General features: G+C 76.9%; 1 protein-coding gene. It reads right to left on the minus strand.

All coding sequences use genetic code 11. The features are described 5' to 3' along the window. Positions 1–36: 36 nt before the first annotated feature. Positions 37–12,630 (minus strand): type I polyketide synthase (locus ACZ6EM_RS38900; RefSeq protein ID WP_465774534.1); only part of this gene is annotated, 12,594 nt, incomplete at its 5' end.

The following is a 12,630-nucleotide window of genomic DNA, read 5'->3' on the forward strand; positions in this document are numbered from 1 at the left end:
GGGGGCCGCCGTCCTGGTTCGCGGGTCGGGTCGTTGTCATGACCGGCCGAGTTCGTTGTCGATGAGGTCGAAGAGTTCGTCGTCGCTGGCGCCGTCCATCCGGTCCTCGATGGAGGCGGCCGCTCCGGCCGCCGTGCCGTCGCCGTCGGCCGGGGTGGCCGCCGGGTCGTCGAGGCGGCGCAGGAGCTCCCGGAGCCGCCCGGCCAGCCGGTCGCGGTCCGCCGGGTCGTCGGGGAGGCCGTCGAGGGCGCCTGCCAGGCGGTCCGGTTCGGCCAGGCCGGGGAGCGGGCCGGGTCCGGCGTCGGGGAGCAGTTCGGCGACGAGGTGCGCGGCGATCGCGGCCGGGGTGGGGTGGTCGAAGAGCAGGGTGGCCGGCAGCGGGTGGCCGGTTGCGGCGCGCAGCCGGTTGCGCAGTTCCACCGCGGTCAGCGAGTCGAAGCCGACCTCCAGCAGGCCGCGTCCGGGCTCGACCGCGGCCGGGCCGCTGTGGCCGAGCACCAGGGCGGCGTGCGAGCGGACCAGGTCGAGCAGGACCCGGCCGCGCTGGGTCTCGTTGAGGGAGCCGAGGCGCTGCTTCAGGGCCTCGGGCCCGTCGGGGCCGGTGCCGGCCGCGGGGCCCGCGGCGCCGCGCCGGGCGGCGGGGCGCACCAGGCCGCGCAGCAGGGCGGGGACGCCGCCGGTGGCGGCCTGGGCGCGGACGGCCGCGGTGTCGAGCCGCAGTGGGAGGACGACCGGCTCGTCGAGGGTGCCGGCCGTGTCGAAGAGCGCCAGTCCCTGGGCCGGGTCGAAGGCGACGATCCCGCCCCGGGCGATCCGTCGCAGGTCGGCCTCGGTGAGCCCGCCGGTCATCCCGGTGCTGTTGGCCCACAGGCCCCAGGCGAGGGAGCGGCCGGGCAGCCCGTCGGCGCGGCGCCGGTGGGCCAGGGCGTCGAGGAAGGCGTTGGCGGCGGCGTAGTTGCCCTGGCCCATGCCGCCGAAGATCCCGGCGATGGACGAGAACAGGACGAACTCGGACAGCTCCAGGCCGGCGGTGAGTTCGTGCAGGTTGATCGCCGCGTCCACCTTGGGGCGCAGGACGTGGTCCAGTTGCGCGGGCGTCATGGTGGCGACGACGCCGTCGGCCAGCACGCCCGCGGCGTGCACCACCCCGGTCAGCGGGTGCGTGGGGGGCAGGGCGGCCAGCAGGGCCGCGAGGGCGTCGCGGTCGGCGGCGTCGCAGGCGACGATCTCGGCGTGTGCGCCCAGGGCGGCGAGTTCGGCGAGGAGTTCCGCCGCGCCGTCGGCGGCGGGGCCGCTGCGGCTGGTCAGCAGCAGCTGCCGGACGCCGTGTTCGGCGGCGAGGTGGCGGGCGACGTGGGCGCCGATGGCGCCGGTGCCGCCGGTGATCAGGACGGTTCCGTCGCCGCCCCAGCCGGGGGTGCGCCCGGTGACGGCCAGCGGTACCCGGGCCAGCCGGGCGACGTGGACGGCTCCGGCCCGGATCGCGAGCTGGGGTTCCCCGGACGCGAGGGCCTCGGCGAGCAGCGCGGGCGGGTTCTCGTGGGTGTCCAGGTCCAGCAGGACGAAGCGGTCGGGGTTCTCGGTCTGCGCCGAGCGGACCAGGCCCCAGAGCGCGGCCGGGGCCGGGTCCGGGACGTCGTCGCCGGTCACCGGGACGGCGCCCGAGGTGACCAGGACCAGCTTGGCCCCGGCCAGCCGCTCCTCGGCCAGCCAGTCGCGCAGCAGGGCGAGGACCGTGCCGAGTCCGTCGTGGACCGCGTCGCGGAGGGTGCCGGGCGGCGCGTACGGGGCCGGCGCGGGCGGGCAGGCGGCCAGCACCAGGCGGGGCGGCGGGGCGCCCGCGTCGAGCAGTGCGGACAGCGCGGCGAGGTCGGTGACCGTGCGGCCGGGGAGCGTCCCGGTGCCGAGCACGGTCCAGGACTCCGGGTCGGAGGCGGTGCCGGCCGCCGTCGCGGCGCGCTCGGGCAGGGCCTGCCACTCGGGGCGGAACAGTTCCTCGTGGTGTCCGGCGCGGGTGGCCGTGAAGCGGTCGCGCGAGACGGGCCGCAGGACCAGGGAGCGGGCCGAGAGCACCGGCCGCCCGGTGGTGTCGGTCACCTGTACGGCGACGGCGTCGCGGCCGGTCGGGGTCAGCCGCAGCCGGAGTTCGGCGGCCCCGGAGGCGTGCAGGCGCACCCCGTTCCAGGAGAACGGCAGCCAGCCCTGCGCGGGCCCCTCCAGGACGTCGAACACCAGTGAGTGCAGGGCGGCGTCCAGCAGGGCCGGGTGCAGGCCGAACGCGGCGGCGTCCGGCCGCTGCTCCTCGGGCAGGCTCGCGAGGGCGTACACCTCGTCGCCGAGCCGCCAGGCCGCGCGCAGGCCCTGGAACGCGGGGCCGTAGGCGAACCCGCCGCCCGCGAAGCGGTCGTACAGGCCCTCCGTGTCGAGGGGGACGGCTCCGGGCGGCGGCCAGGCCTCGGGGTCCGCCGGGTCGGCCGGGTCGGCCGGGTCCGCGGCTCCGGTGGAGCCGAGCAGGCCGCTCGCGTGCCGGGTCCAGGGGGCGTCGGGGCCGTCGTCGGCGGCCCGGGCGTGGACGCTCAGCGGACGGGTGCCGGCGGCGTCCGGGCTTCCGACGGTGATCTGGAGAGCGACGGCTCCGCCCGCCGGGAGCACCAGCGGCGCCTCCAGGGTCAGTTCCTCGACCTGGTCGCAGCCGACCTGGTCGCCCGCGCGGACCGCGAGTTCCAGGAACGCGGTGGCGGGGAACAGCACCCCCTCGTAGACGCCGTGGTCGGCCAGCCAGGGGTGGCTGCGGACCGAGAACCTGCCGGTGAAGAGGAAGCCGTCGGAGTCCGCGAGTTCCGTTCCGGCGCCGAGCAGCGGGTGGTCGACCGCCTGAAGTCCGGCTGCGGGAAGTCCGGCCGCGGCCGGGCCGGCCTGCAGCCAGTAGCTGCCGCGCTGGAAGGCGTAGGTCGGCAGGTCGACGGCGGAGCCGGCCGGGCCGCCGGAGTGGACGGCGTCCCAGTCCACGGGGACGCCCGTGACGTGCAGCCGGGCCAGGGCGGCCGTCGCCGCGGGTGCTTCGGGCCGGTCCTTGCGCAGCAGGGGCACCAGCACCGGGCTGCCGGTGGCGCCGGTCAGGCAGTCCTGGCCCATGGCGGTGAGCGCGCCGTCGGGTCCGAGTTCGAGGAACGCGGTGACGCCGTCGCGTTCCAGGTGGCGTACGCCGTCCTGGAAGCGGACGGTGCCGCGCACGTGCTCCACCCAGTAGTCCGGCGAGCCGAGCTGCTCGGCGGTGGCCGGCTCGCCCGTCAGGTCGGAGATCACCGGGACGGCGGCCTCCCCCGGGACGATCCGGGCCACGACCTCGCGGAACTCGGCGAGCATCGGCTCCATGAGGGGCGAGTGGAAGGCGTGGGAGACCCGCAGCCGCCGGGTCTTGCGGCCGCGCGCGGCGAGCACGGCGGCGATCTCGTCCACCGCCGCCGCGTCGCCCGAGACCACGGTCGAGGCCGGGCCGTTGACCGCGGCGAGGCCGACCTCGCCCTCACGGCCCGCGAGCAGCGGCAGCACCTCCTCCTCCCCGGCGGCGAGGGAGACCATCGCGCCGCCCGCCGGGAGGGCCTGCATCAGCCGTCCCCGCGCGACCACCAGCGCCGCGGCGTCGGGCAGGGTGAACACCCCGGCGACGTGGGCGGCGGCCAGCTCTCCCACGGAGTGGCCGAGCAGCCGGTCGGGGCGCACACCCCAGTGCTCGACGAGGCGGAACAGGGCGACGCCGAGTGCGAACAGGGCGGGCTGGGCGTACTCGGTCCGGTCCAGCAGGCCGTGGCCGGGGTCGCCGGGGGCCGCGTCGATCACCTCCCGCAGCGGGCGGTCGAGCAGCGGATCGAGTTCCGCGCAGACCGCGTCGAAGGCGTCGGCGAAGACCGGGAACCGTGCGTACAGTCCGGCGCCCATGCCGGTGCGCTGGCTGCCCTGGCCGGGGAACAGGAAGGCGGTCTTCGCGGCCGGGCCGGTGATCCCGCGCACCAGGTCCGCCGACGGCTCGCCGGCGGCGAGGGCGGCGAGCCCCTGGAGCAGGGCCTGCCGGTCCGTGCCGGTGAGGGCGGCCCGGTGTTCGAAGGCGCTGCGGTGCAGCGCAAGGGAGCGCCCCAGGTCCGCGACGGCGAGCGCCGGGGCCTGCTCCACGTGCCGGAGCAGCCGGGCCGCCTGCTCGCGCAGCGCGTCCGCGCCGCGGGCGGAGATCAGCCAGGGCAGGGCGGGCGCGGCGGGCGCGGCAGGGACGGCGGTGGGCGCCGGGGCCGGTTCGGTGGGCTGTTCGAGGATGGTGTGGGCGTTGGTGCCGCTGACCCCGAAGGAGGACACCGCGGCCCGCCGGGGGCGGCCGGTCTCCGGCCACGGGGTGTCGTCGGTGAGCAGCCGGACGGCGCCGGCCGACCAGTCGACGTGCGGGGTCGGCGTGTCGACGTGCAGGGTGCGCGGCAGTGTCCCGTGCCGCATGGCCTGCACCATCTTGATGATGCCGGCGACTCCGGCGGCGGCCTGGCTGTGTCCGATGTTCGACTTCAGCGACCCCAGCCACAGCGGCTCCCGCTCGCCGCGTTCCCGGCCGTACGTGGCCAGCAGCGCCTGGGCCTCGATCGGGTCGCCCAGCTTGGTCCCGGTGCCGTGCGCCTCCACCGCGTCGACCTCGGCGGCGGTCAGTCCGGCGTCGGCGAGGGCCGCACGGATGACCCGCTGCTGGGAGGGACCGTTGGGGGCGGTCAGGCCGTTGCTGGCGCCGTCCTGGTTGACGGCCGAGCCGCGGACCAGGGCGAGCACCGGGTGGCCGTTGCGCCGGGCGTCCGAGAGGCGTTCCAGGACGAGCAGTCCGGCCCCCTCGGCCCAGGAGGTGCCGTCGGCGGCGGCGGCGAACGGCTTGCAGCGGCCGTCCTCAGCCAGCACCCGCTGCCGGCTGAACTCCACGAACGCGCCCGGGGTCGACATCACGGTCACGCCGCCGGCCAGCGCCAGCGAGCATTCGCCGGCCCGTAGAGACCGGGCCGCGAGGTGGACCGCGACCAGCGACGAGGAGCACGCCGTGTCGACGGTCACCGCGGGCCCTTCGAGGCCGAGGCTGTAGGAGATCCGCCCGGACGCCACACTGCCCGCGCTGCCGATGCCGAGGTAGCCCTCGAACTCCTCGGAGGGCTCGGTGACGCGCGACCCGTAGTCGTGGTGGCTGCAGCCGACGAAGACGCCGCTCGCGCTGCCCTTGAGGGAGAGCGGGTCGATGCCGGCCCGCTCGAACGCCTCCCAGGAGAGTTCGAGCAGCAGCCGCTGCTGGGGGTCGATGGTCAGCGCCTCGCGTGGGGAGATCCCGAAGAAGGCCGGGTCGAAGCGGTCGGCGTCGTGCAGGAACCCGCCTTCCCGCGCGTAGGTGCTGCCGGCCCGGTCCGGGTCCGGGTCGTAGAGGCCGTCCAGGTCCCAGCCCCGTCCGGTGGGGAAGCCGGTGATCGCGTCCCGTCCGCCCGCGACGAGCTCCCACAGCTCCTCGGGGGTGCTGACGCCGCCGGGGTAGCGGCAGCTCATGGCGACCACGGCGATCGCCTCGTCCTCGGGCACCGCGGCGGCCGCGGGCGGCTGCCCGGGGGCGCCGGTTGCCTCGGTGACGGGCGCCCCCGGCAGTTCGGCGCGCAGGTGTCCGGCCAGGGTGGTGGCCGTGGGGTAGTCGAAGGCCAGAGTCACCGACAGGCGCAGGCCGCTGGCCGCGGCGAGCCGGTTGCGCAGTTCGACGGCGGTCAGCGAGTCGAAGCCGATGTCCTTGAACGCCTGGTCGGGTCCCACCGCCTCGGGCCCGGGGTGGCCGAGCACGGCGGCGACCTCGCGGCGGACCAGGTCCAGCAGGGCCCGGTCGCGTTCCGCCGGGGGCAGTGCGGCGAGCCGCAGGGCCGGCGGCTCGGCGCCGTCGGCGCTGCCCCGGGACCCGGCCGCGGCGGCGAGCGCTTCCCGCACCTCGGGCAGGTCCCCGAGGGCGGCGCTGGGCCGGAGCGCGGTGAACGCCCGGGTGAAGCGGTCCCAGGCGAAGTCGGCGACGAGGACGGCCGTGTCGTCGTGGTCGAGGGCCTGGTGCAGCGCGATGGTGGCCACGGCGGGGTCCATGGCGGGCAGGCCGTCACGGATCAGCCGTTCGGCGACCGCTCCGGAGGCGAGGCTCTCGCCGCCCCACAGGCCCCAGGCCACCGAGGTGCCGGGCAGTCCGAGGTCGCGGCGCTGCCGGGCCAGGGCGTCGAGGTAGGCGTTGGCGGCGGCGTAGCTGCCCTGGCCGGTGCCGCCGAGTGTGCCGGCGAGCGAGGAGAACAGCACGAAGGCGGTCAGGTCGAGTCCCCGGGTGAGCGCGTCGAGGTTGCGTGCGCCGTCGAGCTTGGGGCGCAGGACGCCGGCCGCGCGTTCGGGGGTGATGGAATCGATCACCCCGTCGTCGAGGACGCCCGCGGTGTGCAGGACGGCGCGCAGCGGGCGCTCGGCCGGAATGCCGGCGAGCAGTTCCGCCAGTGCGTCGCGGTCGGCGACGTCGCAGGCCACCGCGGTGGCGTCGGCGCCGAGTCCGCGCAGTTCGGCGAGCAGGGCGTCGGCTCCCGGGGCCTGTGCGCCGCGCCGACTGGTGAGCAGCAGGTGCGCGGTGCCGGTGCGGGCGAGCCTGCGGGCGATCTGGGCGCCGAGGCCGCCGGTGCCGCCGGTGATCAGGACGGTGCCCTCGGGTGTCCAGTCGCGTGCGGGGGCGGTGTCGCCGAGTCCGGCGTGGACGACCCTGCGGCCGTAGACGCCGGTGGCGCGCACCGCCAGCTGGTCCTCGCTGTCGGGGTTGGTCAGGGCTTCGGCGAGCCGGGTCGCGGCCCGGTCGTCGAGCCGTCGCGGCAGGTCGACCAGACCTGCCCAGCGCTGCGGGTACTCGACGCCGGCGACCCCGCCGAGGCCCCAGGCCAGGGCTTGGAGGGTGCTGTCGATCCGGTCGGAGCGGCCGACCGACACCGCGCCCCGGGTGGCGCTCCAGAGCGGGGCGTCGGTGCCGAGGTCGCCCAGGGCCTGGAGGAGCGCGACGGTCAGGGTGAGGCCGAGGGGGAGCGCCGATCCGTCGCCGTGCGGTTCCTCGGCCAGGGCGAGCAGCGACAGGATTCCGGCGGGCGGCCCGTCGGCGCGGTCGTGGGCGTCGCGGAGCAGTGCGGCGAACCGCGTCCGGTCGGTCGCGTCGTGGCCGGCCTCGACCAGGACGGGGGTGGCGCCGTGTCCGCGCAGGGCGTCCGCGGCGAACGCGACGGCCGGGTCGTCGGCGGCGACGGCCGGGGCGACGAGGAGCCAGCTGCCGGTGAGCCGGGGCCGCTCGGGTGCAGGCAGGGGCTTCCAGGCGACCCGGTAGCGCCAGCTGTCGGCGGTCCGGTCGTCGGCGCGGCCGCGCGCCCACTCGGCGAGGGTGGGCACCAGGGAGGCGAGGGAGGCCCGCAGCTCTCCGTCCTCGACCCGCAGGGTGGTGGCGAGGGCGTCCAGGTCCGCGCGGTCGACCGCCGCCCAGAAGCCGGAGTCGGCCGGGCCGGCGCCGGTCGCGGCGGCCGTGCCGGCCGCGGCGTCGGCGGGCCCGCCGGGGGTGGCGTCCAGCCAGTAGCGCTGCTGCTGGAAGGCGTACGTGGGCAGGGGCCGCTTGCGCGCGCCGGTTCCGGCGAACACCGCGTCCCAGTCCACCGGCAGTCCGCGGACCTGGACCTCGGTGAGCGCGGCGAGGAAGCGGCCGGGGCCGCCCTCGGTGCGGCGCAGGGTGCCGACGACGGCCCCGTCGCCGACCCCGGCCGCCTCGACGGCCTCCTGGATCCAGACGGTCAGCGCGGGGTGGGTGCTGCACTCGACGAAGGTGTGGTGCCCGTCGGCGACGAGCGCGTCGAGCGCCCGGCCGAACTCCACCGGCCGGCGCAGGTTCTCGTACCAGTACGCGGCGTCCAGGTCCAGGGTGTCCACGGGCCCGCCGCTGACCGTCGAGTAGAACGGGACGGCGGAGGTCCGCGGCGCGATGCCGCCGAGCAGGGCGAGCAGTTCCTCGCGGAGCTCCTCCACCTGGGGCGAGTGTCCGGCGAAGTCCACGCCGGGGACCGGCCAGGCCATGACGCCCGCCTCGGCGTACTGCTCGCGCAGCCGTTCCAGTGCAGCCGGGTCGCCGGAGACCGTCACCGACGTCGGCCCGTTGACAGCGGCGACGTCGAGTGCCCCGTCGTGGGCGGACAGTGCCTCGCGCACGGCTTCGACCGGCTGCGGCACGAACAGCATGCCGCCGCGTCCGGTCAGGGCGAGCAGGGCCCGGCTGCGCAGGGCGACGATCCGGGCCGCGTCGTCCAGCGAGAGCGCGCCGGCCACGCAGGCGGCGGCGATCTCGCCCTGGGAGTGGCCGACCACGGCGTCGGGGACGATCCCGTGCGCCCGCCACAGCTCGGCCAGCGACACCATCACCGCCCACAGCACCGGCTGCACCACGTCCACCCGGTCGAGCGGGGGCGCGTCGGGCGCGTCGCGCAGGACCGCGAGCAGCGACCACTCCAGGTGCGGGGCGAGGGCGCGTTCGCAGGCCGCGATCCGGTCGGCGAAGGCCGGGGCGTGGTCGAGCAGTTCCCGGGCCATGCCGGCCCACTGGGTTCCCTGGCCGGGGAAGACGAAGACGGTCCTGGCCGACCGGGCGACGATGCCTTGGACCAGGCCGGGTGCGCGCTCTCCGGCGGCCAGCGCGGCCAGGCCGACCAGCAGGGTCGCCCGATCGCCGCCGACGACGGCCGCGCGGTGCTCGAAGGCGGTCCTGGTGGTGGCCAGCGAGTAGCCGACGTCGGCGGACGGCAGCTCCGGCCGCTCCGTCAGGTACGCGTGCAGCCGCTCCGCCTGGGCCTTCACCGCCTCGGCGGTCCGCCCGGACAGGACCCACGGGACGGCGGCGGGTGCGGGCCCGGCGGGCAGGGCGGGTGCGGGCCCGGCGGGCGGCTGTTCGATGACGACGTGGGCGTTGGTGCCGCTCAGGCCGAACGAGGACACTCCGGCCCGGCGCGGCCGGCCGGTCTCGGGCCAGGGGGTGGCCTCGGTCAGCAGGGCGACGGCGCCCGCCGTCCAGTCGACGTTCGGGGTCGGCCGGTCGATGTGCAGGGTGCGCGGCAGTTCGCCGTGCCCCATGGCCAGCACCATCTTGATGATGCCGCCGACGCCGGCGGCGGCCTGGGTGTGCCCGATGTTCGACTTCAGCGACCCGAGCCACACCGGCCGGCCGGCCGGCCGGTCCTGGCCGTAGACGGCCAGGAGCGCGTCGGCCTCGATCGGGTCGCCCAGCCGGGTGCCGGTGCCGTGCGCCTCGACGGCGTCCACGTCGGCGGCCGACAGCCGGGCGTTCGCCAGCGCGTCGCGGATCACCCGCTGCTGGGCCAGGCCACTGGGCGCGGTCAGTCCGTTGCTCGCGCCGTCCTGGTTGATCGCCGAGCCGCGCAGCACCGCGAGTACCGGGTGGCCGTTGCGGCGGGCGTCCGAGAGACGTTCCAGGAGCAGCAGGCCCACGCCCTCGGCCATGCCGAAGCCGTCCGCCGAGGCGGCGAAGGACTTGCAGCGCCCGTCCTCGGCGAGCCCGCGCTGCCGGCTGAAGCCGGTGAACGACAGCGGGGTGCCCATCACCGTGGCGCCGCCCGCCAGGGCCAGCGTGCACTCGCCCGAGCGCAGCGACTGCGCGGCGAGGTGGACCGCCACCAGTGACGAGGAGCAGGCCGTGTCCACGGTCACGGCGGGCCCCTGGAGGCCGAGCTGGTAGGCGACCCGCCCGGACAGGACGCTGGTGGAGATGCCCGCGATGAACAGGCCCTCCAGTTCCTCGGGGATGTCGCGCAGGGTGCCGCCGTAGCCCTGGTAGGAGGCGCCGGCGAAGACGCCGGTCGGGGTGCCGCGCAGGGTGGACGGGTCGATGCCGGCGCGCTCGATCGCCTCCCAGGAGGTTTCGAGCAGCAGTCGCTGCTGCGGGTCCATGGCGAGGGCCTCGCGCGGGGAGATCCCGAAGAACCCGGGGTCGAAGCGGTCCGCGTCCCTGACGAATCCGCCCGCGGCGGCGTAGCTCCGGCCGGGCCGGTCGGGGTCCGCGTCGTACAGCGTGTCGAGGTCCCAGCCCCGGTCGGACGGCAGCCCGGAGACGGCGTCGTGCCCGTCCGCGACCAGGCGCCACAGGTCCTCGGGGGTGCGGACGCCGCCGGGGTAGCGGCAGCTCATGGCGACGATCACGATGGGGTCGTCGTCGGCGGCGGGTGGCGCCGTCGGGGGCTGCCGGACGGTGGCGGGCTCCTCGGCGGCACCCAGCAGTCCGGTCTCCAGACGTCCGGCGAGCGCGGTCGCCGACGAGTAGTCGAAGACGACGGTGACCGGGAGCCGCAGGCCGGTGGCGGCGTTGAGTCGGTTGCGCATGTCCACGGCGGTCAGGGAGTCGAAGCCCAGGTCGCGGAAGGCGCGGCCGGGGGCGACCGCGTCCGGCGAGTCGTGGCCGAGGACGGCGGCCGCCTGGGTCCGGACCAGGTCGACCAGTACCCGGGTCCGCTCGGCCGCCGGGAGCGGCGCCAGCCGGTCGCGCAGCGCCGAGGGCGTTCCCTGGACCCCGGTCCCGCCGGTCTCCGGTCCGGCGGCCAGCGCGCTGCGCACCTCGGGGAGTTCCCCGATCAGCGGGCTGGGGCGCGCCGAGGTGAAGACCGTCGCGAAGCGGTCCCAGTCGATGTCGGCGACCACGACCACCGTCTCGTCGTGGTCCAGGACCTGCTGGAGCCCGGTGATCGCGACCGCGGGCGGCATGAAGAGCACGCCGTGGCCGCGCAGGGTCTCCTCCGCCAGCTCGGCCGCCATCCCGCCGGCCCCGCCCTCGGGGCTCCAGATGCCCCACACCACGGAGGTCGCGGCGAGGCCGCGGCTCCTGCGGTCCTCGGCGAGGCCGTCGAGGTAGGCGTTGGCGGCGGCGTAGGCGCCGTGGACGGCGCTGCCCCACACCCCGGAGATGGAGGAGAACAGCACGAACGCGTCGAGCGTGTCCCGGTCGAAGAGCAGGTCCAGGTTCCTGGCCCCGCCGACCTTGGCGTGGAGGGTGTCGGCGAACTCGTCCGCGTCGGTGTCGGGCAGTGGCACCAGCAGCCCGGCCCCTGCGGCGTGGAAGACGGTGCTGATCCGGTGGCCGTCCTGTTCGAGGCCGTCCTTGAGCTCGCGCAGGGCCTCCAGGTCGGCGACGTCGCACGCGGTCAGGGTGACCCGGGTGCCGAGGGCGGCCAGTTCCTCGGAGAGCTCCGGCGCACCCGGCGCATCCGCGCCGCGCCGGCTGACCAGCACCAGGTGCCCGGCTCCCCGCCGGGCCAGCCAGCGCGCGATCTGCGCGCCGATCCCGCCGGTGCCGCCGGTGATCAGCACCGTGCCCCCGGGCCGCCAGCTCCGCCGCGGCGCGGTGTCGCCCAGAGCGGACCGGACCAGCCGCCGGCCGTGGCAGCCGGTGGCCCGGACGGCCACCTGGTCCTCGTCCCCGGCCTGGCCGGCCAGCACCCGGCACAGCCGCCCGGCGGTGTCCGGGTCCAGGACCTCAGGGAGGTCGACCAGACCGCCCCAGCGCTGCGGGAACTCCAGCGCGGCGACCCGGCCCAGGCCCCAGAGCAGGTTCTGCGCGGCGCTGACCGCGCTCCCGGTGTCCGTACCCCCGACCGACACCGCCCCGCGGGTCGCCCACCACAGGGGCGCGTCGATCCCGGCGTCTCCGAGGGCCTGCAGCAGGGCCAGGTTGAGCGCGGTGCCCAGCGGGACGGAGGGGTGCGCCGAGTGCGGGCGCTCGTCGAGGCCCAGCAGCGACAGCACTCCCGTCACCGGGCCGGGCAGCGCGTCGAGGGACGCGCGCACCCGGTCGGCCAGCACGGCGCGGTCGGCCGCCGCCTCGGTGATCCGTAGGTGGACCACCGAGGCCCCGGCCTGCTCCATGGCGTGGGCGGTCGCCTCCGACCGGCGTGTCCCGTCCTCGGACTGGCCGTCCGACGACAGCACGAGCCAGTTGCCGTCCAGGGCGACCGGGAGACCCTCGGGCAGGGCCCGCCAGGTCACGCGGTAGCGCCAGGAGTCGACCACCGAACGCTCGGTGCGCTCGGTGCGCCAGCCGGCGAGCGCGGGGAGCACCACGTTCAGCGGGTCCTCGGGCGCCACCCCGAGGGCGGTGGTGAACCGGTCCAGGTCGCCTCCGCCCAGGGCCTCCCAGAAGTCGTCGCCCGCCGCGGACGTTCCGGACGGACCGCCCGCCGCGGGGCCGGTGTCCTCCAGCCAGTACGGGCGACGCTGGAAGGGGTAGGTGGGCAGGGAGACGCCGCCCGGACGGTGTCCGGCGAACACCCGGTCCCAGTCGGGCAGCAGGCCGCCCACGTGGGCCTCTCCCAGGGACGTCAGGAAGCGGTCGAGGCCGCTCTCGCCGCGCCGCAGCGTGCCCACGACCACGGCGGGGCCCTGCGCGGAGCCGGCGGTGTCGGCCGCGTCGGCGGTCTGCTGGACGCCGAAGGTGAGCACGGGGTGCGGGCTGGACTCGACGAAGAACCGGAAGCCCTCCCCCAGCAGCGCCGCCGTGGCCTGCTCGAACTCGACGGTCTCCCGCAGGTTGCGGTACCA

It is taken from the genome of Kitasatospora sp. NPDC041917 (genome assembly GCF_055589745.1).